Source organism: Polynucleobacter sp. MWH-UH23A (assembly GCF_040409805.1).
Lineage (GTDB): Bacteria > Pseudomonadota > Gammaproteobacteria > Burkholderiales > Burkholderiaceae > Polynucleobacter.
Window position 1 is genome coordinate 121,172 of the sequence record NZ_CP099572.1, and the last position, 22,864, is coordinate 144,035.

The following is a 22,864-nucleotide window of genomic DNA, read 5'->3' on the forward strand; positions in this document are numbered from 1 at the left end:
TCGAGAATCTAGAGAGAATTAGGAACTAGTATGAAACGAATTCTGCAAACTATGAAGGGCATCTTCCAAGCTGCTGCATTAGTTGGTGCCCTTGGTTTAAGTGTGAATGTCAGTGCTAACGAAGGGGGTTTTCCGCTGGATACGGCACCTAATCGCGTAAGCAGTAATGCGTCATTGCAAAATGGTGCAAAGTTGTTTGTGAACTATTGCTTGAGCTGTCATGCAGCTTCTAGCATGCGTTACAACCGTTTGCGCGACATTGGCTTAACAGATCAACAGATCAAAGATAACCTCATCTTGAACGATGCCAAGGTCGGCGATTTGATGACTATCTCAATGACTCCGAAAGAGGGCAAGGCATTCTTTGGAAAAAATCCTCCAGATTTATCTGTAGAGGCTCGTGCACGTGGAACTGATTGGCTTTATACCTATCTGCGTACTTTCTACAAAGATGACACTACTCAGACAGGCTGGAATAATTTGGTCTACCCAAGTGTAGGTATGCCTCATGTTTTATGGCAACTTCAGGGTGAACGCGCTGCTAAGTTTGAAGAGCGTAAAGATCCACATGACGAAAGCAAGATGGAAAAAGTTTTTGTTGGTTTTGAGCAGTTAACGCCAGGCACCATGAAGCCACAAGAATATGATGACAATATTGCCGATCTAGTGGCGTTTATGTCATGGATGGCCGAGCCAGTTCAACTTGAGCGTAAGCGTCTTGGCGTTGTTGTGCTGATATTCTTAGCCATCTTCACATTGTTGGCTTGGCGTCTAAATAAGGCTTATTGGAAAGACGTTCATTGATAATTGAGGTCCGTATGGGCCTCAATTAAATAGTGATCAAGTTTTTTTGTCGTATAGAAGTAGAAATTTAAGGAAATAAATTTATGATGGTGTTGTACTCGGGTACAAATTGCCCATTCTCGCAACGCTGCCGTTTGGTGCTTTTCGAAAAAGGCATGGATTTTGAAATCCGCGATGTTGATTTATTCAATAAGCCAGAAGATATCTCAGTAATGAATCCTTACGGCCAAGTTCCCATCTTGGTTGAACGTGATTTAATTTTGTATGAGTCCAATATCATTAATGAATACATTGATGAGCGCTTTCCTCATCCACAATTGATGCCGCCTGATCCGGTTGCACGCGCACGCGCACGCTTATTTCTCTTTAACTTTGAAAAAGAGTTATTTGTGCACGTTGCTGCTTTGGAAAATGAAAAAGGTAAAGCTGCCGAGAAGACGCATGACAAGGCTCGTTTAGCCATTCGTGATCGTTTGACACAGCTAGCACCAATTTTCGTAAAAAATAAGTACATGCTTGGTGACGATTTCTCAATGCTTGACGTGGCTATTGCTCCATTATTGTGGCGTCTTGAGCACTATGGAATTGACTTATCACGCAACGCCGCACCTCTTTTAAAGTATGCGGAGCGTATTTTCAGCAGGCCTGCTTACATTGAGGCATTAACTCCTTCCGAGAAGGTAATGCGTCGCTAAAGACCCATTACCAGAAGTCAGAATGTCTGACATACCAAGTAACAAGCCCTACCTAATCCGTGCTCTACATCAGTGGTGCACGGATTTTGGTTTTACGCCCTTCATAGCGGTGTTTGTGGATGCTAGTGTTGAGGTGCCGCTAGAGTATGTCAAGAACCATGAGATTGTTCTTAATCTATCTCTAGAGGCTTGCCATCAGCTCCAAATTGAGAACGACTGGATTAGCTTCCAGGCGCGTTTTGGAGGCGTCCCAAGAAAAATTATGGTTCCAATTAGCCATGTTTTGGCGATATATGCCAGGGAAAATGGCCAAGGCATGTCCTTCCCACTTGAGCCCCCTAAAGATTTGCATCTGGCTGAAAATTCAGATCAGACTCAGGAAAAGCCAAAACCGGGAAAACCATCTTTAAGGATAGTGAAGTAGGTTAAAATATTAACATTGCCCCTTTAGCTCATCTGGTAGAGCAACTGATTTGTAATCAGTAGGTGGTCTGTTCGAGTCGGACAAGGGGCACCAAATTTTTATATGCCTCACCTCTAGTGAGGCATTTTCCTTTTGGAGTCAGGATGCTAACCCAAGATCTAGTTGCTCTTGAAGAGAATAAAAAAACATGCTCATGGTTTGGTGCGTATGGGATCGTTCCTCATTTGGCGCATATGGTCAAAGCGACCAATATCTTAGAAAATGGGGTCGCCTATGTTTATCATGCAGATTTTCTCTGCACCACCTTGCCTGGAATCCAGTATGTTGATGTTGATCCATATTTAGCTGATTATGACCCCGATGACATTTTTTCTAAAGATGTGCAGCAACTATTTGGTGAAATAAACTCCCAGCAGGCAATGGAGAGATTATTTAAAGCTGTCTCATTTAATTTATTAAGATTTGATGGGCGCGCTAAATTAATGAAACAAAAATCTTGGGATGCGGCCAATAAATTCGTCGATGAATCATTGGATCTTGTATACATCGATGGTGATCACACCTATGATGGAGTAGTTAAAGACTTGGCAGCATGGTTCCCAAAGGTAAGAAAAGGCGGGGTAATTTGTGGGGATGATATTGGCTGGCCTGGAGTGAAACAGGCCGTTGATGAGTTCTTTATAAGAAATTATCAAATTATCTCAAAGAATGGTTTTGAAAATATGCCAGCTTTTTACTATGTAATTGAGTAATATTTTTTATGACCCGCGGAATTCTCTCTATATATTGGGGTGACGAATCTAAGTTGCCTATTCAGCGCCTAAGAGCGTCAGTTAAAAAATTTCATCCTGAGCTCCCGCACGAAATTGTCAAAATTAATGCATCTCCAGAAGATATTTCTTCATTAAATCAAAAGGCAAAAATGTTTGATCTCTCTCCTTTCGGGGAGACATTGTTTTTAGATATTGATACGGTTGTCTTAGGGCGCTTAGATTTTGGTTTCAAAAAAGCACAACAGTTTGGCTTGGCGGTGTCGATTTGTGAGTCACCATGGGCTAGAAGATACCCTAAAATTTTTTCAGGCGACGAGATTGAATACAACACCGGAGTAATCTTCTTTAATAGGGATTCAAAAGTAGTTTTTGATTGCTGGAAAGAATTATCAACAACGATTGATTCCTCAATTCTTGCTGTAAATGAACAGGGTGTTGGCACAATGCCAGCAAACGATCAGGGCTCATTTGCTTTGGCAATTGAGCAAACTAGATTTAATCCATTTGTTTTGCCATTAAATTGGAATTTTAGACCTCAGTGGTACCGAAGTTTTTTTGGCCCAATAAAAATTTGGCATGATTACTCTAATCCTCCGCTCTCCTTTAGCGAGCTCAACGCTTATTATTCAAACTCAGATTCAATAATTCAATATCACCAAGGCTAGATTTGTTTACATGAGAAATTTGCAAATCATTAGCACCCCAGACTCCCTCAACTCAGCACTAGAGACCTGGTTTATTCAAAATGATATTTTTGGTGGGGCATCTTACAGTTTCGGCTTCAACCCTAATATTGTTGGTGAATCTGCGGTGGTTTATCTAGAGCTTAATCAAATTAATGTTGACCTAATCCGCCATATTAAGTCGCTTGGCAATAATATAGTTCTCTATCATATGGGTGGGGAGCGGCTTGATAAAGACATTTCAGCATATGCGGAGTGTGATCTTGTTATTCGTAACTACTATTTCCCTAGTATTATTAACGATTCTCATATTGGCAAAAAAATCTTGTGGGCACCAAATGGATTTAGAACAGGCGTTGGCCCAAGGGATAAGAATTCTTTAAAAGTAGCCTCTCAGCGCCAGTCTTTATCTGCATTCCTTGGCTGGATCAATAATGCGGTCTCATATAACAATGAGCGCGTAAGTTTTGCAGGCCCAGCAGCTGCTTGTGGTGAGAACTTATATGTAATGCCATCCAATGGATTTGCTGGTGGTTATAACGTAGGCCTGTATTCTGCAATTATGGAAGACAGCATTTTTGCCCCATGCCCTTCGGGTAACAATCCAGAAACAATTCGTCTTTACGATGCTTTGGAATTAGGATGCATCCCAATATCTCTACCACATGAATTTTTGTTCAGTAAAGATGCTTTAGCAATGTTTGGTGATGTTCCTTTTCCAATTCTTAGTTCATGGCATGAGTTACCGAAATTTCTAGAAGAAATGAAATCAAAGTGCGTTTCCAATCCAAATCAAATCCTTGAACTTCAACATCGTTGTATTGATTGGTGGTCAAATTTTAAGATTGCTATGCAGCAAAAGATTGCTGAAAGTATTCAGGCTCTTTAGTTTTACCTAAGAAGGCTGGTACATTTTGTTTCCGGTAAATAGTATGCTGCAATAGTTCCGGATAAGCCAAGAAAAATCATTGGATACCAAAGTCCCGCAAGAGAGTTTTCGAAAAATTGGTTTAGCCAAGTAACAATCAAGGGAAGTAGACCTCCAATCCAGCCAGCAGCGAGGTTATGGGGAAGGGTTGCGGCACTATTTCGATTCCTTGCTGGAAATAATTCAGCCAATATGGCGGTTTGCGGCCCAACAACTAATGCAAGCATGCTAGATAAAAAGACGAGCACTATTGTTATGCTAATTAGTGAGAGCGATCTTTCATGTGCCAAGAAGTCATCCCCCAAAAAGACTAGCAACTGAAATGCTGGATATAACAATATCACCCCCAGAGAAATGCCTGCAAGGATAACGGGTTTTCGCCCGACTTTATCGGACAGCCATCCTGCAAATACGGTAAGTGGGAGTAAGGCTATTGTAGAAATAATGCTGAGCTTATCGACTAAAGTTGAATCAAGTTTGATTGAAGTTTTGAGAAAGATTGCTGCATAGACTTGAACGCAAAAAAACAAAATTGCTCCGCTTGAAGAGACGCAAAAAAATAAAAGAAACATTCTTTTGCGAATTTCTCCATCTTTAAAATTGTTTACCAGTTGCGATTGAGTTTGATCTTGTTTGCTTAGCTCCAAAAACACGGGCGTTTCTTCTAGTGATCTGCGAATATAAAACGCGATCGCCAGGAGTAATAGAGATGTCCAAAACGGTACTCGCCAGCCCCAGGATTGGAATTCTTCAATGGTGAGCCGGCTTTGGAGTACGGAAATCTGTATTGTCGATGCCAAAATTCCCAGGGGCCCCATGAGTTGCAAGAAACTTGTTTTAAATCCTCGATTTTCATTACCGGCGTGCTCAGTGAGATAGACGGCCCCACCTCCAATTTCCCCGCCAGCTGATAGCCCTTGAAATAATCTAAGGGTCACAAGCAAAATAGGCGCCCAAATGCCAATCTCTGAGTAGGTTGGCAAGAATCCCACACAAACAGTTGCAGCACCCATTAAGCCAATCGTGATCATGAAAACGGGTTTACGCCCGATGCGGTCGCCTAAAGAGCCAAATAGGGCGGAACCTATGGGCCTTACCACCATGCCCACACCAAAAGTTGCCAGGCTGGCTAGAAGGCCTGCATTAGGATCGCTTGATGGAAAAAATAATGGTCCAAAAATGACCGCTAAGCTAGCAAAGGTCAGAAAGTCATACCACTCCAAAAAGGTGCCAAAGCATGTTGCGATTGCCACCTTTCTATATGAAGATTTTTGCTTAAGCTCTTTGCCTTCCGACTTTTCTAGTGTGGTCAATTTATTCGGCGTCTGAGGATGATTCAATCAATGGTGTAGATAAGTTCTTGGTGGGCTTTACACCTAGTTCACGCACTCTCTCCGCGGAGCGTATTAGATTGCCCTTGCCCGTTTTAAGCTTATTGAAAGCATCGTGATAACTAGTTTGCGCTTGATCAAGTCGTTGACCTAATTTCTCAAGATCATCTACAAAGCCCACAAATTTGTCATAGAGATTGCCACATTGTTTGGCAATCTCTAATGCATTGCGATTCTGATGATCTTGTCTCCAAAGGTGAGCAACAGTTCGTAGGGTTGCCATTAAAGTACTTGGGCATACCAATACAATATTTTTTGCTAAAGCCTCTTGGTAGAGATTTGGGACTGTCTTTAAAGCGAGCAAGAAAGCAGGCTCAATAGGAACAAACATCAATACAAAATCTACCGAACTAACTCCATATAGTGAGCTGTAGTTCTTGCCTGAGAGCCCTTGAATATGTTGGCGTAAAGATTGAATATGAGCAGCTAGTTCACGTTCTGCGATATCGACATCCGTTGTTTCAGCATGCTTTGCATAGGCCGTAATAGAGACTTTACTATCTACTACAAGACTTCTTCCCTCTGGCAGCCTTATTACTACGTCGGGCTGAAGGCGTGATCCATCACTTTGTGTATGGCTATCTTGAACGACGTATTCTTCACCCTTACGAAGGCCAGATGATTCCAGAATGGACTCAAGGACGAGCTCACCCCAATTACCTTGAACTTTAGAGTCACCCTTTAGAGCCTGGGTTAAGGAGCGAGTCTCATCAGACATCCTTAAGTTAAGATTGGCTAGGCGCTCAATTTCACTTTTGAGGGCATGTCGCTCACGCGCTTCATTGCCATAGGTGTTACTGACCTGCTCTTTGAACTCATTGAGTTTGGTTTGTAGGGGCTTTAGAAGCGCATCGAGACTGGCGGCGTTTTGTTCGGTAAAACGTTTGGATTTATCTTCTAGGATTTCATTGGCCAGGTTTTTGAATTGATTGGTGAGTGCTTCTTTAGCTTCATTTAAAGCTTCAATTCGACTTAAACCTTGCTTGCGCTCAGACTCGAGTTCAGCCTCTAGGCGAATTGCATTTTGCAATGCTTTATCCCGCTCTACTCTCAAAGCATCGGCTAAGGCTATTCCATCATGATTCTGCAGCTCTAGACGATTTAGATTTGATCGAAGATTAAAGACATAAACTAAAAGGCCTGCGCACAATCCTAGTGGCAGGCCAAATAGTAAAAGGGAGGCTAAATCAAAAGTCACGAATTAAAAAATGCAAAAGCAAATTAGGCTTTGACGAGTTTTTGTAATTCGCCGGACTGATACATCTCAGTCATGATGTCTGAGCCACCAATGAATTCACCATTGATATAGAGCTGAGGAATCGTTGGCCAATTTGCAAATTCCTTAATGCCTTGACGAATCGCAGGATCTTCCAAAACATTCACGGTATGCAACTTCTCAACACCGCTAGCACGAAGAATATTGACAGCATTTCCGGAGAAACCACATTGTGGAAATTGCGCAGTACCTTTCATAAAAAGTACAACGGGATGGCTGGTAATGATTTCTTTGATTTGAGCTTGGGTATCCATAAATTTATCCTAAAAATGCTTAACTGAAGTGATAACAATTTATCAGTTTCTTGACTCCAATTTTAAGACTTAATCCAAAAAAAGAAAGTCGCTGATTTACTTCCTAGCTGAAACAACCCTTGGGTGGCTAGCTAAATCGTAATGGATTTGAATATCCCCCAATCCTGCTGCACTCATTAAGCCAGCTACCGCATCAGACTGATCATATCCATGCTCCACAGCAATTAGCCCCCCTGATTTGAGGTGTTTAAGGCCTCCCATAATGATTATCTCTAGGCAGCTCAGTCCAGTGGAGTGATCTGTTAAGGCATCAATGGGTTCAAACCGCAAATCTCCCTGATTTAGGTGCGGATCTTGATTGGCAATGTATGGAGGATTGCTCAAAATGACATCAAATACCTGATCTTCACTTAAGGCTTCATACCAGCTTCCCTGAGCAAGCTGAACTTGTTTTTCTAACCCTAAATAATTTGCATTCGACTTAGCGATTGAAAGTGCTTCAGTGGATTGATCTGTAGCAACGACTTGAGTATTGGACGCCTCATTAGCGATAGCGAGGGCAATGGCTCCAGAACCTGTGCCAAGATCCAGAATCTTTGGATGCTTTATATTTCCCTCAATGCGCTTGATTTCTTGAAGGGCTATATCAACAAGTAATTCAGTTTCTGGGCGCGGTATTAAGACACCAGGTGCGACTCGAAGCTCAATCTTATGAAATCCGCGCTTGCCAATAAGGTAGGCAACTGGCTCGCCATTCAGCCTTCTCGATTCAAGAGATTGCCATTCCTCTAAAGCCAATCCTCTAAGCTCCATTTCATCGCGAGAGACGAGCGTTGAACGAGGTAGCCGAAAATGCTTATCCAGCGCGTATGCCATCAAGATATGAGCCTCATTGCGAGGTAGTAAGGTACTGCCCAATAAGGATCGCAGACTCAAGTCCCTACTCATAATGGACCTAATAAAAATTTAGTTTTCACCAAGTGCTGCAAGTAGTTCGGCCTGATGTTCAGATGCAAGCGCATTGCATAAATCATCAATATCACCATCCATCATGGCATCAATCTTATAGAGCGTGAGATTGATGCGGTGATCAGTGATACGGCCCTGTGGAAAGTTGTAAGTGCGAATACGATCGCTGCGATCGCCAGAACCAATCAATGATTTTCTGGTTTGTGCTTCGAGTTGATGCTTCTCGCGTTCGCGTGCATCCATGATGCGCGAAACGAGCACTTTCATCGCTTGTTCGCGATTGCGATGTTGACTACGATCATCTTGGCATTCCACCACAGTGCCTGTTGGTAAGTGGGTAATACGAACCGCTGAATCTGTTTTATTAATATGCTGCCCACCAGCACCAGAGGCTCGGAAGGTGTCGATACGTAATTCAGCGGGATTGATTTTGACTGCTTCTAGTTCATCTGCTTCTGGCATAACTGCGACAGTGCAAGCCGATGTATGAATACGTCCTTGAGTTTCTGTTTGGGGAACACGTTGTACACGATGACCGCCTGATTCAAATTTGAGGCGCGAGTAAACCGATTGACCCACTAAACGAAGAACAACCTCTTTATAGCCACCCAAATCTGACTCTGTAGCGCTGACCATCTCTACTTTCCAGCCTTGTCGCTCTGCAAAGCGGGCGTACATCCGCAAAAGATCTGCTGCAAAAAGGGCGCTCTCATCCCCGCCAGTGCCTGCCCGAATTTCTAAAAAAACGTTACGCTCGTCATTTTCATCTTTGGGTAATAGTAGTTTCTGCAGGCTAGCCTCCAGCTCTTCCATTGTGGCTTGCGCTTGCTTTTGTTCCTCATCAGCAAAGTCCTTCATTTCTGGATCTTTGCGCATTTCCTCAGCGGCTTGAGCATCGGCCTCCGCTTGTTTGTAAAGGCCAAACTGCTGGACCACAGTTGCGATATCTGAATGTTCACGCGTGAGTTTGCGATAGGCATCCATATCTTTGGTTGCCTCTTCTGAGGTTAAAAGGGAGTTGAGTTCGGCTAAGCGCGTGTCTAGATGTTCCAGCTTAGCCCGCATGCTGGGCTTCATCTAATGGTCTTCAGGTTTGGTATGAGAGGCGAATAGTTTGGGTAATAGCTTAATCAAGGCGTCGCGCTCAGCGCCATTGGAATGCTGTAAGGCATGAAGAGAGCCATGCAAAAATTTATTTGTGAGCCCTTGTGCCATGGCACTTAAAACTTCTTGTGGATCATCGCCACGCATTAAGCGCTTCATAGCGCGCTCAAGTTCAAGCTGTCTTAAGCGTTCGCCTTGTTGTTGAATATCTTGAATCAAAGGAACCGCATTACGTCCTTGCATCCAATGCATAAAGTTTCCGACGCGATCTTCGATGATTGCTTCAGCTTGACTGACAGCAGCTTGTCGTAAATTAGCACCCGTTTGAATCATGACTCCAAGATCATCAACTGTATAGAGATACACATCATCGAGCCTGGAGATTTCAGGTTCAAAGTCGCGAGGCACTGCTAAATCAATCATCACCATCGGTTTATGGCGACGTTGTTTTAGGGCGCTTTCCACCATACCCAAGCCAATGATAGGTAGTGAGGAGGCGGTGCTGGAAACAATAATGTCGAACTCATGCAGGCGACCAGGTAGCTCGGATAGCTTGAAGGACTCTGCCTGCACATCTTGTGCTGCGATAGAGTCGGCCAACTCTTGTCCACGCTCAATTGTGCGATTAGCTATTGCGACATTTTTAGGTTTACGCGCCACAAAGTGTGTAGCGCATAAAGAAATCATTTCGCCTGCGCCAATAAACAGAATTTTTTGCTCAGAAATTTTTTCAAAAATTCTCTCAGATAGGCGAACAGCTGCTGCCGCCATGGAAATAGAGTGCGCGCCAATTTCTGTAGATCCACGAACTTCTTTGGCAACGGCGAATGTTTTCTGAAACAGCTGATTTAAGTAAGTGCCTAATACGCCCGCATCATTTGCGGTGCGCACAGCATCTTTCATTTGACCAAGAATTTGAGTTTCACCAATCACCATGGAATCTAAACCGCAGGCCACTCTAAATGCGTGACGAACAGCGTCAGATTGGGGTAGGGAATAAATGTGGGGCTGAAGGCTGCTTGGGGCAAGTTGCTGAGTTTTTGCAAGCCAATCAAAAGTAGCTTCATGTAGAACATCGGCAGCGTTTGCATCATTGGCTGCGCAATAGACTTCTGTGCGGTTGCAGGTAGACAAAATGGTTGCTTCAGGCAAGCCAGATTGATTCGCTCCCAGCAAGTGCTGGCGAAGATCGTGCAACGCTTCTTGAAGAAATTCAGGATCAAAGGCGACCTTTTCCCGAATGGCGACCGGCGCTGTGTGATGATTGATGCCCAGTGTCAACAACTTCATAATGGTGATTATAGATTTGATGGCCTCAATCAGGGATACAAAAAGGGGGTAAAAATGGGTTTTTTGGCTTTTCTGGTGATCGGGGGTGCCACTGGCTGCGCAGCCTGGATTTTGCATCCAGGAAGCTCAAAAAATCGCTCTAAGACTGCAAATTTTCGCAATCTAGTGCTTGCCAGTCTTCTTGGCTTTGTGGCGGCTCTAGCAAGCTCTTATTTGGGTCAATACACCCATTTTTTTCAGTCTGGCCAAATGCTGGAGTGGGCTAGTGCCATTTTGGCTTCATGCACGATTGGCTGCTTGTACACATCCCTAGCCAAATAAATTGGCTTGAGCATTACTTTCTCTGTTGGCGGAAGTTTTTACCCATTGAATGGGATCTAATTGATGAGCTATTAACCACTCATTGGTTTTTGTGAAGTGTCCACAACTTTCCTGATCGCCAGGTACTAAAAAAGGTGTATTGGTTTTATAAACACCTAAACCAGAAGGGTGTGAGGATTGCAAAATGAATTGATCATTATTTTGCGAAATCAACGCTAGCTTCGATTGGGCATGTCCACCCCAAAGCAACCAAACTAACTGCGATTTTTGAGCCGATAGCCTAAATATCAATCGATCAATCAGACTCTTCCAGCCCAAGTTGGCATGACTTCCAGCCTCACCTAATTTGACGCTAAGAGCAGTATTGAGCAACAAAATCCCTTGCTTTGCCCAGTGATGTAGATCGCCATTAGGTAGCGCGCCAAACCCTTCAATGCTGAGGGCTTTGCTGATGTTGCGTAGTGAGCTAGGGAACTCTCGCGAGTTTGTTGAGATGTTATTTGGAATTGAAAATGCTAAGCCTTGTGCAAGACCGGGTGAGTGATATGGATCTTGACCGAGTATGACCACTTTCACTGCGTCAACTGGAGTTAATTCAAGCGCTTTGAAGAAATTGTGTAGCTCAGGTCGAATACTTTCTAGGTTGTTATGGAGTTCTTTTTTTATGTTGTTCTCAAGCGCTTTCCAGTCGGCCGTATCAAAGTAGTCGCCTAATAATGCGCGCCAGTCTTTTGGAATAGCTTCCTTAGAAAAAGAGAACATCTTTTTGTTATTTAGTAGCGGGGATTAACTCGTATTGCGTCGGTAACTGTGATGGTTGCAATACTAAGATGCGTTCATGTTCAAGATCATCTCGATAAAAACAAACTGAGATATGTTGATGTTCCGACAGGCTATTGAGCACTTTATCCCAGCGGCCGGTAGTGATACGTTGACCGTTAATGCTGGCCAATAAATCGCCAGGTGCCAAGCCAGCTCTTTGAGCAGCGCCGCCGTCTAGAACATGGGTAACCTTGAGCCAACCATTGGCATCGGTATGACGCAATCCTAGTTGTAGCTTGATCTTCTCTAACTTTGTCTGAACCTTTGAACTTACAGACACCACTTTTGAAGAAAGCCATTTTCGCAGTGGAATGTCTTCGGTGCCATGTACATAGCGAGATTTAAAGTCGTTCCAGATTTTTTGGAATCCGTCACCAAGCAACTGTTGAATTAAATCATCCAAACCATTTTCCGTAATTCCATCTAGCGTTACCCCATGACGTTGCCAAATTAAGCGCATTAAATCATCCAGCGATTTTTTGTTTTTAGAGAATGCACGGATTTGTAAATCTAATCCAAGAGCTAGCAATGCCCCTTTGCCGTAATAGCTCACAACAGCGTTCACAGTGTTTTCATCAGCTTGATAGTATTTTGTCCAGGCATCAAACGAGCTGTTAGCCAAGCTTTGCTTGAGTCTTCCAGGGCCGCGCAAAATTCCATTCCAATTATCGGCAACTAATTTGAGATATTGATCTAAGGTAATTCGCTTGCTTCTGAAAAGTTGCAAGTCGTCATAGTAGCTGGTAAAGCCCTCAAACAGCCAAAGTAATTGAGTGTGATTTCTATTTTGTAGGTCGTAAGGCTGGAAAGCCTTTGGCTGAATACGTTTTACCAACCAGGCATGGAAATATTCGTGGCTACAAAGGCCTAGAAATTCTCGGTAAGCTGTTTCATCAAGTGGTATCTGTTTCTGTGGAATCTGATCTCTACGGCAGAGCAGGGCTGTACTGTTTTGATGCTCAAGCCCGCCATAGCCATTCAGTACCGCATTAACTAGAAAAAGGTAGTTGTTAAATGGCGCACGTTTTGTTTTAGGTTCAAATAAATTAATCGTGCAGGTGCAAATAGCTTGTAAGTCAGTGGCAAGACGAGCAACATCAATGGGGTGCAAGCAACCTTGTATAGCCATGCTATGTGGGACGTTATTGGAATGCCAGTTGACCAACTGAAACTCCCCGAGAGCCACAGGGTGATCAATGAGATCATCGTAGCTTTTTGCCAGGTAAAAGCCAAAGCCGCGATCATCAGTCTTAGCCTTGCGCAAACCTGTTTGTACTCTCCAGTTTTCAGTGGATACATCCTCAGAAGGAACAATTGCAAGAGAGCAGGGAATATTTTCTTGCCCTTTGACTTCAAGACATAAGCTAGTGGGGTTGAAGAAACCACGTTCAGTGTCTAAGTAGGCTGCGCGAACAGAGTTATCAAATGCGTATACCGTTGTGACGATATCAACCGGTCCATTAATGTCTGCTGGCAATCTCCATTGATTGTTGTCAATGCGATCAAACGGGAATCTCTTTTGGGTTAAAGAGTGAGAAGCCTCAATCGTTTCAACATGCTTAGAGAAGTCTCGAATTAAATAGCTACCAGGAATCCATGCCGCCATCTTTAACACTTGCCCCGCCGGGTCAGGATTAGCAATATGCAGCTTTACTTTGAAGCGATGGCTGTGCAAGTCTGCAGGCCATACTGTGTATTGAATTGCTGGCAAATCAGAGTTTTGCATCGGTGTCTTTTTAATCTTCTACTTCAGTGAATTAAATTTTTTCTCAATATCGCTTACTTGAACCGCACCAGGAAAGCGGCTACCATCGGTAAAGAAAAGTGTCGGGGTGCCAGTGATGCCATACGCTTTTGCAAAGGCTAAATTTTTGTCCAGTGGATTGCTACAGTCAGTTTTACCCGTTGGCGCAATTCCATTGACCATCCAATCAATATAGCTCTTGTTGGGATCAGCGCTGCACCAGATTTGCTTTGATTTTTGCGCAGAGTCTGGTGACAGAATTGGAATGAGATAGGTGTAGATAGTGACATTATCTAGTTGCTGCAAAGACTTTTCTAATCGCTTGCAGTAACCACAGTTCGGGTCTGAGAAAATAGCCAATTGGCGCTGACCATTACCACGCACTGTTTTAAATGCATTGGCTTGATTTAAGTCGCTCCATTTGATGCGATTGAGGTCAGCTTGTCTTTGCTCTGTAATATTTTTGCCAGAGGCGAGTTCAATAATTTCACCCTGAATTAAATATTTACCAGAAGTATCAGTGTAGAAAATTTCATTGCCAACTAAAACTTCATACAGGCCAGATATAGGGGCGGCTGTAACGCTGCGTACTTTTGCATTACTACCCAGCTTTTTCTGAATGTCAGTCTTAATTTGCTGCTCTGTTTGTGCAAATGCAGATTCTGAAGGGGCAAGACTTAGGCATAGTAATCCTGCTGTCAATGCAATGGTGGACAGCAAAGTAGACAATAAGTTGGATGGTAATTTAGTCAAAATCAATTTCTCCTAGAGCGCGCTCGATTAGTCGCTGTTTGATGAAGTGGCTCTTGTTAACCAAGCCAAGACCCCAATTACGCAATTGTTTTTCTGTAGTACTGGTGCCAGAAAATAGTTTTTTCAATTTGTCTGTTACCCATAGAAGAGCGCTGGTATCACCCTGCCGTTGACGTTCATAACGACGTAACAAGGTCAAATCATTTAATTGGCGGAAGGACTCACGTTTACCAATAATATTTAGCAAGACGGCAACATCTCTTAAACCAAGGTTGAGGCCTTGGCCCGCTAGAGGGTGCATCACATGTGCGGCATCTCCGATGAGCGCCACTTTAGGATTGTCTTCTGGACCAATAAAGCGTGAGGCGCGGATCTTGCGCAATGGAAATGTAGCGGGAACAGAGTTTAGAGTTAGCTCACCCAATTGTTTTTGAATGACGCCATTTGCGACAGATGAGAAACGTTCTTGCCATTCAGATTGGTCAAGTCTTAAGAGTTCTGCAGCATGTTCTGGAGAGGTTGACCACACCATTGACACCTGTTTATCTGGTAAAGGCAACATCGCCACAATATCTCCATCAGGCAGAAACCATTGAAACGCTGTTTCAAGATGGGGGTAAGTGCAAAGCCAATTTGCAACCACAGCATTTTGTGAGTAACTTTCTTCGCTAGCGGAAATTCCGATAGCAGAGCGAATGGGGGAGTTTGCACCATCGGCTGCTATAACGAGTTGCGCATGAATTGACTCACCATTCTTCAGATGTAAGGTGCTGCCTTGTTCATTCATTTCAATTGTTTCTACGGCATCAGCAATACGCTCAAGCTTATTTTGAAAGCGTGAGGCTTGATCAAGTGTGTGTTCTATTAAATTGGATTCACCAATCCAAGCAAGTTGTGAAGTACCAGCCTCAAAGGCGGAGAGATGTAGTTGATCATTTCTCTCTCCACGATCGCCATAAATACGCATGTCCCTTACAACTTGCATTCGACTCTGGTCCAGGGCATCCCATGTTTGGAGATGCGCCAGTAATTTTTGGGTGCTTGGCGAAAAGGCGTAGATTCTTTGACCCCACTGAGCACCTTGAGGGGCGGGGGTTGGGCTACCTAAATCAGGGGCAATTTCTACGGTATTCAGCCCAAGCTGGGCTAAGCCTAGGGCACAGGCCTTGCCGGCTATGCCTCCGCCCACTACAGCAACCTCAATGGAGCGTATTGGCGAGGAATTTACCTGTTTTTTAGATGAATGATGATGGCGTGCTTCTGACATACCTTGATGATATCGAAACCAGCACCATTACAATGTGGGCATGTCTTTGAAATGTGGCATCGTCGGCCTGCCTAACGTCGGCAAATCTACCCTCTTTAATGCGCTTACCAAGGCTGGAATCGCTGCAGAAAACTACCCTTTTTGCACAATTGAGCCTAACGTTGGTGTTGTTGAGGTTCCAGACCCTCGCTTAGCCGCCTTGGCTGAGATCGTAAAGCCTGAGCGTATCCTGCCAGCCGCAGTGGAGTTTGTGGATATTGCGGGCTTGGTGGCTGGCGCCTCAAAGGGCGAAGGCCTTGGCAATCAGTTCTTAGCCAATATTCGGGAAACAGATGCTATTACTCATGTAGTGCGCTGTTTCGAAGATCCCAATGTGATTCACGTTGCTGGCAAGATTGACCCTATTGCTGATATTGGTGTTATTGATACCGAGTTAGCACTCTCGGATTTGGCTACGGTTGAAAAAACGCTTGCTCGTTCTAGCAAGGCAGCAAAGTCTGGTAACGATAAAGAAGCAGCTGCTTTAGTTGCGGTCCTCACTAAAGTGCAGACCCATTTAGATTCTGCACAACCCGTGCGCAGTTTAAGTTTGACGGATGAAGAAAAGATCTTGATTAAGCCTTTGTGTTTAATCACCGCAAAGCCTGCGATGTATGTTGCAAACGTTAAAGAAGATGGCTTCGAAAATAATCCACATCTTGAAGCGGTGAAGCAACATGCTGCCAAAGAAAAAGCACCAGTAGTGGCTGTATGTGCAGCCATTGAAGCTGAGATTGCGGATTTGGATGATGCTGATAAATCAGCATTCTTGGCTGATCTGGGCATGGATGAGCCAGGCTTAGACCGCGTTATTCGTGCTGGCTATGCCCTTTTGGGATTGCATACCTACTTTACTGCCGGCGTTAAAGAAGTGCGCGCCTGGACCATTCATCAGGGCGATACTGCGCCAAAAGCAGCCGGTGTAATTCATACTGATTTTGAGCGTGGCTTCATTCGTGCGCAAACGATTTCTTATGATGACTTTATTCAATATAAAGGTGAATCAGGTGCCAAGGAAGCTGGAAAAATGCGTGCTGAAGGAAAAGAATATGTTGTGAAGGACGGAGATGTGCTCAACTTCTTATTTAACGTTTAAGGATTAAGTGAATAAAGAATTAAGTGAATAAGACGCAGAAGATAGAAATAAAAAGCCCTGTTAGTTTTAACAGGGCTTTTTTAATGTCCTCAGGATGTCTACTTTGGGGCCTCTTAAGCCGATTTAAGTGCTTTCTCTAAGCATTTTGAGATGTCTTCATAGCGCTTAATGGTTGCTTTAGTAGGTAGCACCTCTTTCTTACGGCCATCATCGTTTGAAACCATTTTGATATAGCCCATAGCAACAAGATTCTTGAGGCGTCCATGCAAAGTAGCTTGAGACCCGAGTTCGGATAATGAAATAAGATCGCCTACTAAGATGGTTTGATTTGCATGTGCTGCAGTAACAATTCTGTCTAATAGACTTTTTTCGATTGCATCTAACTTCTTGCCTGGGTTAATCCGATCGAGTGTGTCGATTAAATTTAAAAAACGAAGATATGCGGATGGCTTTTCAATTGGCATGAATCAAATATTTAATAATTAGCTATTAGGTGAATAACATTCTATTCCTGATTTGCAGTTGTTGCCATTGACTTTAGTCATAATATTCCTTAACACTGTACAAATGTCAAAATTTTTCTCAACCCTTACGCAATTAACAACGCTTATACGTATAGGATTAATAAATGTAGGTATTAGTGCATCTGCATACGCATTGCTTTTTTATATTAATAGCTGGATTACTAGTGAATTAGTTTTTGGCCTTGGCGTGAATTGGATTTATTTACCCGCAGGCCTGCGATTATTTTTAACCTTGATTTTTGGTTTGCCAGGAGCGATCGGAATTGCTGTCGCTTCAACCTTCATAAGTTATTTTGGTGGGCTTTCATCGGATCTCATAATTTGTACTGGCACCGGGATCATTTCTGGATTTGCCCCATACCTTGCTAGGATATTTGTCTTTAGTAATGTGAAGTTAGAGTCAGATTTGAGTAATATGAATCTACAAAAATTATTGCTTTGTATTTTGATCTACGCCTTGATGAGTGCTGGCTTACATCAATATTGGTATGCCACCGTTGGGCTTGAAAATACTGGAAGTATGAATCACTTCGCTGTGATGGCTATTGGTGATGTGATGGGCTCCATCTTGTTAATAGCATTGATTAAATCTAGCTTGGATCTAATCAAGCGATTTAAAAGAATAGATTGCTAAGGCCCTTACCTGGATCGGCGCTGCGCATAAAGGCTTCACCAACTAAAAAAGCATTTACTTGATTGCTACGCATCAGTTGCACATCTTCGCGGCTCAATATCCCAGATTCGGTAACCAAAATTTTGTTCTTAGGCACTGAAGGCAGTAGCGATAGGGTGGTTTGGAGTGTGACCTCAAATGTTTTGAGGTTGCGATTATTAATGCCCAGCAAGGGGGTTTTTAACTCAAGTGCTTGCTCAAGTTCAGATCCATCATGGACCTCTACCAATACATCTAATCCGAGCTCGTGGGCACAAGCTTCAAGCTCTTTCATTTGATTAAGCTCAAGACAAGCTACGATCAGCAGAATCGCATCTGCGCCAATCGCGCGCGCTTCATAAATTTGATAGGGGTCTATGGTGAAGTCTTTACGCAGAACCGGAATACTGCAAGCATTGCGCGCTTCTTGAAGATAGAGGTTGTTTCCTTGGAAGTAATCCACATCTGTTAACACCGACAAGCATGCTGCCCCGTGCTTTTCATAAGATTTGGCAATTTCAGCGGGAATGAAGTGTTCACGCAGGATACCCTTGCTTGGACTTGCTTTTTTAATCTCAGTGATTACGCCTGCATTACCTGCAGTAATTTTTTGTTCAATAGCGCTAATGAAGCCACGTGGCTTTAGTTGCGAATCTTGATTGTTGGCATGAGCCTTTTCGCGTTGATTCGCAAGAGAGATTTGCTTTGCGTTATGGGCAACTTCAATTTTCTTGGTTGCAACAATTTTATCGAGAATATCGCTCATGAAGCTGTATTAATTGGATTTAGTGGCTGCAATAAATGCATCTAATTTTTGACGTGCGGCACCAGAGTTGATGGCTGCTTTAGCTTTAACAATACCACTGGCGATATCTGATGCTACACCTGCTACGTAAAGCGTAGCACCTGCATTTAAGCAAACTATGTCACTTGCTGGACCTGGTTTGTTATCAATCACCTCAAGCACAATTTTCTTGGACTCTTCGGCATTAGTAACTTTGAAACTGTTTGTGGGTGCTGTGTTTAAACCAAAATCTTTTGGATGAATTTCGTATTCTCGTACGACGCCATCTTTGAGTTCACCAACTAAAGTTGGACCTTCGAGTGAGATTTCATCTAAGCCATCACGTCCGTATACGACCAAGGCATGTTCCATACCTAGGGCTTGTAAAACCCTTGCCTGAATACCCACAAGATCCGGATGAAATACGCCCATCAAAATGCGCTTTGCATCAGCTGGATTAGTTAATGGCCCCAAAATATTGAAAATAGTACGTACGCCTAATTGTTTTCGAATGGGTACAACATTTTTCATTGCAGGGTGATGGTTGGGGGCAAACATGAAGCCAGCACCAATATTAGAGATGCATTTAGCAACTTGATCGGCAGACAGTGCCAAATTGACGCCCAGGGCCTCTAAAACATCTGCGCTGCCGGATTTGCTGCTAACACTGCGATTACCATGTTTGGCAATCTTTGCGCCAGCTGCTGCGGCTACAAACATAGCTGCCGTAGAAATATTGAAGGTGTGCGCGCCATCACCACCGGTGCCTACAACATCAACTAAATGAGAGCGATCCTCTACATTCACTTCGGTAGCAAACTCACGCATGACTTGTGCTGCTGCTGCAATTTCACCAACAGTTTCTTTTTTGGTCCGTAAGGCAACCAATAAACCAGCAACTAACTCAGGCGCCATTTCACCGCTCATGATGAGGCGCATCATGTCGGTCATCTCATCATGAAACAGTTCGCGATGTTCAATGCAGCGTTGCAGGGCTTCTTGTGGGGTAATTGGCATGAGGCTGATTTCGTTTAATTAAATTCAGTAACTACATTTGCAAAAAATTTTTCAGCAAGGCATGTCCGTGCTCGGAAAGAATGGACTCCGGGTGAAACTGAACGCCTTCAACAGCCATCTCGCGATGTCTTACGCCCATAATCTCACCATCTGAAGAGGTGGCGGTTACTTCTAAGCATGCTGGCAATGAGCTTTTTTCAATGGCCAGAGAGTGATAACGCGTTACTTTAAATGGATTGGGTAGATTTTGAAAAACGCCCACACCGGTGTGATGAATATCATCCGTTTTGCCGTGCATCACTTTTTGAGCACGAATGATTTTTCCGCCAAAGGCCTCGCCAATCGCTTGATGACCAAGACATACGCCGAGAATCGGAAGTTTTCCTGCAAATTTCTGAATGGTCTCAACGGAGATGCCCGCTTCAGTAGGGCTGCATGGTCCTGGAGAAATACAAATGCGTGCTGGGTTTAGCTTGGCAATATCCGCAACCGCAATCTCATCATTACGAAAGACTTTGACCTCTTCACCTAACTCTGCAAAGTACTGCACGAGGTTGTAGGTGAATGAGTCGTAGTTATCAATCATTAGGAGCATCAAGTCCTCCTTGAACTAAATCAGCTGCAGTCAGTACAGCGCGAGCCTTTGCTTCAGTTTCTTTCCATTCAGCAGTTGGGTCTGAGTCTGCAACAACGCCAGCGCCAGCTTGGGAGTGCAGCATGCCATCTCGAATCACCCCAGTACGAATTGCAATCGCAACATCCATATCACCAGAAAAGGAAAGGTAACCCACCGCACCACCATAAACACCGCGTTTCACAATTTCCATTTCATCAATGATTTCCATGGCGCGAATCTTTGGAGCGCCAGATAGAGTGCCTGCTGGGAAAGTCGCCCTTAATACATCCATATTGCTCATATTGTCTAGAAGATCGCCTTCAACAGAACTCACAATGTGCTGAACATGTGAGTATTTTTCAATTGACATCGAGTCTGTTACTTTGACAGAGCCGGTCTTTGCAATTCGCCCCACATCATTGCGTGCAAGATCGATCAACATGACGTGTTCCGCAATTTCCTTGGGGTCTGCTAATAGTTCTTTAGCAAGCCTTTCATCTTCCTCTGGATTTGCACCCCGAGGACGGGTGCCAGCAAGCGGACGAATGGTGACAATCTTTTCTGCCGCACGTTTTTCTTGTCGAACCAGAATCTCAGGAGAGGAGCCCACAATCTGCAGATCGCCAAAGTCATAGAAATACATGTAAGGCGATGGGTTCAGGGAGCGCAAAGCCCTGTATAAAGATAGGGGTGAGTCTGTAAATGGCTTGCTGATGCGTTGGCCGATAACAACCTGCATACAATCGCCAGCCAAAATATATTCTTTGGTTTTACGAACTGCATCTTCAAAATCTGCTGCTTTAAATTTTCGGATGAGCTCAGTTTTTGTACTGGCTAATGCGGGTGGCATGCTGACGGGTTTGCTAAGACAGGCAAATAATTCTTTGAGGCGTGTTTGCGCTTTCTCATAGCCATCAGAAATGCTAGGGTCAGCATACACAATGAAATAAATCTTGCCTGCAACGTTATCGATAACGGCTAACTCTTCAGTTAGCATGAGTTGAATATCTGGGACACCTAGCTCATCAGGTAAACCATGTTTAGCTAAGCGTGATTCAATATAGCGAACAGTATCGTAGCCAAAATAGCCTGCTAAGCCACCACAAAAACGTGGCAGCCCCTCTTGCACTGCAACTTTGAATCGCTTGAAGTAGGTGTCTACAAAATCCAGTGGGTTATCTGTATTCGTTTCAACTACCTTGCCGTCTGTTACCACCTCGTTTACTGGTTTTAACGGAGTACCAACAGTACGAACAATCGTCTTCGCAGGCAGACCAATAAAGGAGAAGCGACCAAAACGCTCGCCCCCTAAAACAGATTCGAGAAGGTAAGTATTTTTGCTGCCAAATGCTTGGCTGAGTTTGACGTAGAGCGACAGTGGCGTTTCTAAATCAGCTAATACCTCTTTGACAAGAGGAATTCGATTGAAGCCCTGCTTCGCTAGGGAATTAAATTCTTCGCGCTGCATTAGGCTTTTCCTAACTTTCCTAATTCAGTGCGCATTTCTTTGATGATTTGCTCGTAGTTGTCTTTGCCAAATATTGCTGAGCCGGCTACAAATGTATCGGCACCCGCTTGAGCAACTTGTGCAATATTGTCGACTTTGATGCCACCGTCAACTTCAAGACGAATCTTGCGACCGGTTTCAGCTTGATGACGATCAAGTCGAGTCCGTACTTGTGCAATTTTTTGCAGGGTGCTTGGGATAAACGATTGACCGCCAAATCCAGGGTTCACAGACATCAGCAACACCAAATCTAATAATTCCAGTGTGTGATCTAAGTGGTCAATTGGTGTGGCTGGATTTAAAACAAGACCAGCTTGGCAGCCTTGATCACGAATTACATTTAATGTGCGATTCACATGTGGACTTGCTTCTGGATGAAAGCTAATCAAATTTGCACCCGCTTTAGCAAAGTCGGGAATGATGCGGTCAACTGGTTCAACCATGAGGTGAACATCGATTACTGCTGGCACATCATTTTTCTTGGCATAAGGGCGAATGGCCTCACAAACCAAGGGGCCAATGGTGAGATTGGGAACGTAATGGTTATCCATCACATCAAAATGAATCCAGTCAGCGCCCGCCACTAAAACATCTTCGACTTCTTTGCCAAGGCAGGCAAAGTCAGCCGACAAAATAGACGGGGCAATGACAAATTGCGGATTTGGTGATGTTTTTTCGCTTTCCATCCCTAGATTCTAGCTTGCAGTTGGCCTTAGGATGGAGCAGAATTCCAACATGAATCCTCATGAAATCAGCATTACGGTTAAGACTCAGTATCTTCCGGACCAATCTGACCCAGATAATCGCCAATTTGCCTTCGCCTATACGATCACCATCCGTAACACGGGGTCGGCCAGTATTCAGCTCATAGCCCGCCATTGGTTCATTACAGACGGGGATAACGATGTTCAGGAAGTAAAAGGCCTAGGAGTAGTAGGGCAACAGCCTTTATTGCGCTCAGGGGAGCATTTTGAGTACACCAGCTGGGCTACCCTCCCTACGCCTGCAGGAACTATGCGTGGCGAGTATTTTTGCGTAACAGAGGATGCTCAGTTTTTTCAGGCACCCATTCCCGAATTTGCCTTAGTAATGCCGCGGACGCTGCATTAAGTCGCCCCAACATTCCATGTT

At 43.9% G+C, this 22,864-nt stretch carries 27 protein-coding genes and 1 tRNA gene; 12 read left to right on the forward strand and 16 right to left on the reverse strand.

All coding sequences use genetic code 11. The features are described 5' to 3' along the window. Positions 1 to 30 precede the first annotated feature (30 nt). The 7 genes from NHB35_RS00690 to NHB35_RS00720 all read left to right on the forward strand — a co-directional run bounded on the left by NHB35_RS00690 (position 31) and on the right by NHB35_RS00720 (position 4,268). Positions 31 to 804 carry a cytochrome c1 gene (locus NHB35_RS00690; RefSeq protein ID WP_353432451.1) on the forward strand — a complete coding sequence of 258 codons (774 nt, stop codon included), beginning with the start codon at positions 31 to 33 and terminating at the stop codon, positions 802 to 804. 83 nt (positions 805 to 887) lie between these two features. Beyond that, the gene (locus NHB35_RS00695; RefSeq protein ID WP_353432452.1) at positions 888 to 1,499 is read left to right on the forward strand and encodes a glutathione S-transferase N-terminal domain-containing protein; all 612 of its coding nucleotides are present in this window, start codon (positions 888 to 890) and stop codon (positions 1,497 to 1,499) included. A gap of 22 nt (positions 1,500 to 1,521) precedes the next feature. After that, positions 1,522 to 1,923, forward strand: coding sequence for a ClpXP protease specificity-enhancing factor (locus NHB35_RS00700; RefSeq protein WP_353432453.1), 402 nt, complete (start codon positions 1,522 to 1,524; stop codon positions 1,921 to 1,923). A 17-nt stretch (positions 1,924 to 1,940) separates the two neighbouring features. Further along, a tRNA-Thr gene (locus tag NHB35_RS00705) sits at positions 1,941 to 2,016 on the forward strand. A 50-nt stretch (positions 2,017 to 2,066) separates the two neighbouring features. Beyond that, positions 2,067 to 2,675 carry a class I SAM-dependent methyltransferase gene (locus NHB35_RS00710; RefSeq protein WP_353432454.1) on the forward strand — a complete coding sequence of 203 codons (609 nt, stop codon included), beginning with the start codon at positions 2,067 to 2,069 and terminating at the stop codon, positions 2,673 to 2,675. Between the two features lie 8 nt (positions 2,676 to 2,683). Continuing rightward, positions 2,684 to 3,361 (forward strand): hypothetical protein, encoded by a 678-nt coding sequence (locus tag NHB35_RS00715; protein WP_353432455.1) that lies wholly within the window; start codon positions 2,684 to 2,686, stop codon positions 3,359 to 3,361. 10 nt (positions 3,362 to 3,371) lie between these two features. Next, complete coding sequence (locus NHB35_RS00720; protein ID WP_353432456.1) at positions 3,372 to 4,268, forward strand: hypothetical protein; 897 nt, start codon at positions 3,372 to 3,374, stop codon at positions 4,266 to 4,268. Between the two features lie 2 nt (positions 4,269 to 4,270). Here the strand turns inward: NHB35_RS00720 and NHB35_RS00725 are convergent, their stop codons facing one another. Continuing rightward, entirely contained in the window at positions 4,271 to 5,512 is a 1,242-nt protein-coding gene (locus NHB35_RS00725; RefSeq protein ID WP_353433357.1) for an MFS transporter, read from the reverse strand. Here NHB35_RS00725 and NHB35_RS00730 point away from each other — a divergent pair. Then, on the forward strand, positions 5,394 to 5,636 hold the full coding sequence (locus NHB35_RS00730) for a hypothetical protein (protein WP_353433450.1): 243 nt from the start codon (positions 5,394 to 5,396) through the stop codon (positions 5,634 to 5,636). The genes NHB35_RS00725 and NHB35_RS00730 overlap by 119 nt on opposite strands. Here NHB35_RS00730 and rmuC read toward each other — a convergent pair. The 5 genes from rmuC to hemA all read right to left on the reverse strand — a co-directional run bounded on the left by rmuC (position 5,622) and on the right by hemA (position 10,591). Next, positions 5,622 to 6,896: a DNA recombination protein RmuC gene (gene rmuC / locus NHB35_RS00735; RefSeq protein ID WP_353432457.1), complete on the reverse strand. Its 1,275-nt coding sequence runs from the start codon at positions 6,894 to 6,896 to the stop codon at positions 5,622 to 5,624. The two genes, NHB35_RS00730 and rmuC, sit on opposite strands and share 15 nt — an antisense overlap. 23 nt (positions 6,897 to 6,919) lie before the next feature. Continuing rightward, positions 6,920 to 7,228 (reverse strand): Grx4 family monothiol glutaredoxin, encoded by a 309-nt coding sequence (gene grxD / locus NHB35_RS00740; RefSeq protein ID WP_215390025.1) that lies wholly within the window; start codon positions 7,226 to 7,228, stop codon positions 6,920 to 6,922. 96 nt (positions 7,229 to 7,324) lie between these two features. Continuing rightward, positions 7,325 to 8,164: a peptide chain release factor N(5)-glutamine methyltransferase gene (gene prmC, locus NHB35_RS00745; protein WP_353432458.1), complete on the reverse strand. Its 840-nt coding sequence runs from the start codon at positions 8,162 to 8,164 to the stop codon at positions 7,325 to 7,327. A gap of 30 nt (positions 8,165 to 8,194) precedes the next feature. Further along, positions 8,195 to 9,274 carry a peptide chain release factor 1 gene (prfA, locus tag NHB35_RS00750; protein ID WP_353432459.1) on the reverse strand — a complete coding sequence of 360 codons (1,080 nt, stop codon included), beginning with the start codon at positions 9,272 to 9,274 and terminating at the stop codon, positions 8,195 to 8,197. After that, entirely contained in the window at positions 9,275 to 10,591 is a 1,317-nt protein-coding gene (gene hemA, locus NHB35_RS00755; protein WP_353432460.1) for a glutamyl-tRNA reductase, read from the reverse strand. It abuts the gene before it with no gap. A gap of 54 nt (positions 10,592 to 10,645) precedes the next feature. Between hemA and NHB35_RS00760 the strand changes: the two genes are divergently transcribed. Further along, positions 10,646 to 10,912: a hypothetical protein gene (locus tag NHB35_RS00760; protein WP_353432461.1), complete on the forward strand. Its 267-nt coding sequence runs from the start codon at positions 10,646 to 10,648 to the stop codon at positions 10,910 to 10,912. Here NHB35_RS00760 and NHB35_RS00765 read toward each other — a convergent pair. Genes NHB35_RS00765 through NHB35_RS00780 form a run of 4 tightly spaced genes read right to left on the reverse strand, consistent with a single transcriptional unit; the run spans position 10,901 to position 15,498 of the window. Further along, the gene (locus tag NHB35_RS00765; protein WP_353432462.1) at positions 10,901 to 11,674 is read right to left on the reverse strand and encodes a uracil-DNA glycosylase; all 774 of its coding nucleotides are present in this window, start codon (positions 11,672 to 11,674) and stop codon (positions 10,901 to 10,903) included. The two genes, NHB35_RS00760 and NHB35_RS00765, sit on opposite strands and share 12 nt — an antisense overlap. Before the next feature lie 7 nt (positions 11,675 to 11,681). After that, on the reverse strand, positions 11,682 to 13,460 hold the full coding sequence (locus tag NHB35_RS00770; RefSeq protein ID WP_353432463.1) for a PDZ domain-containing protein: 1,779 nt from the start codon (positions 13,458 to 13,460) through the stop codon (positions 11,682 to 11,684). Between the two features lie 18 nt (positions 13,461 to 13,478). Further along, positions 13,479 to 14,231, reverse strand: coding sequence for a DsbC family protein (locus NHB35_RS00775; RefSeq protein ID WP_353432464.1), 753 nt, complete (start codon positions 14,229 to 14,231; stop codon positions 13,479 to 13,481). Then, the gene (locus NHB35_RS00780; RefSeq protein WP_353432465.1) at positions 14,224 to 15,498 is read right to left on the reverse strand and encodes an FAD-dependent monooxygenase; all 1,275 of its coding nucleotides are present in this window, start codon (positions 15,496 to 15,498) and stop codon (positions 14,224 to 14,226) included. Before NHB35_RS00780 ends, NHB35_RS00775 begins: the two co-directional genes overlap by 8 nt. A gap of 40 nt (positions 15,499 to 15,538) precedes the next feature. On the opposite strand from NHB35_RS00780, the gene ychF reads away from it, so the two are divergent. After that, a complete protein-coding gene (gene ychF, locus NHB35_RS00785; RefSeq protein WP_353432466.1) occupies positions 15,539 to 16,633 on the forward strand; it encodes a redox-regulated ATPase YchF in 1,095 nt (364 codons plus the stop codon). Between the two features lie 113 nt (positions 16,634 to 16,746). On the opposite strand, the gene NHB35_RS00790 is transcribed toward ychF, so the two are convergent. Continuing rightward, entirely contained in the window at positions 16,747 to 17,097 is a 351-nt protein-coding gene (locus tag NHB35_RS00790) for a hypothetical protein (protein WP_353432468.1), read from the reverse strand. Between the two features lie 103 nt (positions 17,098 to 17,200). On the opposite strand from NHB35_RS00790, the gene NHB35_RS00795 reads away from it, so the two are divergent. Then, positions 17,201 to 17,791 (forward strand): hypothetical protein, encoded by a 591-nt coding sequence (locus tag NHB35_RS00795; RefSeq protein ID WP_353432469.1) that lies wholly within the window; start codon positions 17,201 to 17,203, stop codon positions 17,789 to 17,791. Here NHB35_RS00795 and trpC read toward each other — a convergent pair. Genes trpC through rpe form a run of 5 tightly spaced genes read right to left on the reverse strand, consistent with a single transcriptional unit; the run spans position 17,772 to position 22,419 of the window. After that, positions 17,772 to 18,575 (reverse strand): indole-3-glycerol phosphate synthase TrpC, encoded by an 804-nt coding sequence (gene trpC, locus NHB35_RS00800; RefSeq protein ID WP_353432470.1) that lies wholly within the window; start codon positions 18,573 to 18,575, stop codon positions 17,772 to 17,774. The genes NHB35_RS00795 and trpC overlap by 20 nt on opposite strands. A gap of 9 nt (positions 18,576 to 18,584) precedes the next feature. After that, the gene (trpD, locus tag NHB35_RS00805; RefSeq protein WP_353432471.1) at positions 18,585 to 19,610 is read right to left on the reverse strand and encodes an anthranilate phosphoribosyltransferase; all 1,026 of its coding nucleotides are present in this window, start codon (positions 19,608 to 19,610) and stop codon (positions 18,585 to 18,587) included. 31 nt (positions 19,611 to 19,641) lie between these two features. Then, positions 19,642 to 20,205 carry an aminodeoxychorismate/anthranilate synthase component II gene (locus NHB35_RS00810; RefSeq protein ID WP_353432472.1) on the reverse strand — a complete coding sequence of 188 codons (564 nt, stop codon included), beginning with the start codon at positions 20,203 to 20,205 and terminating at the stop codon, positions 19,642 to 19,644. Next, the gene (trpE, locus tag NHB35_RS00815) at positions 20,189 to 21,694 is read right to left on the reverse strand and encodes an anthranilate synthase component I (protein ID WP_353432473.1); all 1,506 of its coding nucleotides are present in this window, start codon (positions 21,692 to 21,694) and stop codon (positions 20,189 to 20,191) included. The genes NHB35_RS00810 and trpE overlap by 17 nt, the downstream gene beginning before the upstream one ends. Beyond that, positions 21,694 to 22,419 carry a ribulose-phosphate 3-epimerase gene (rpe, locus tag NHB35_RS00820; RefSeq protein ID WP_353432474.1) on the reverse strand — a complete coding sequence of 242 codons (726 nt, stop codon included), beginning with the start codon at positions 22,417 to 22,419 and terminating at the stop codon, positions 21,694 to 21,696. Before rpe ends, trpE begins: the two co-directional genes overlap by 1 nt. Before the next feature lie 49 nt (positions 22,420 to 22,468). On the opposite strand from rpe, the gene apaG reads away from it, so the two are divergent. Continuing rightward, positions 22,469 to 22,843: a Co2+/Mg2+ efflux protein ApaG gene (gene apaG / locus NHB35_RS00825; protein WP_173954930.1), complete on the forward strand. Its 375-nt coding sequence runs from the start codon at positions 22,469 to 22,471 to the stop codon at positions 22,841 to 22,843. Positions 22,844 to 22,864: the final 21 nt, after the last annotated feature.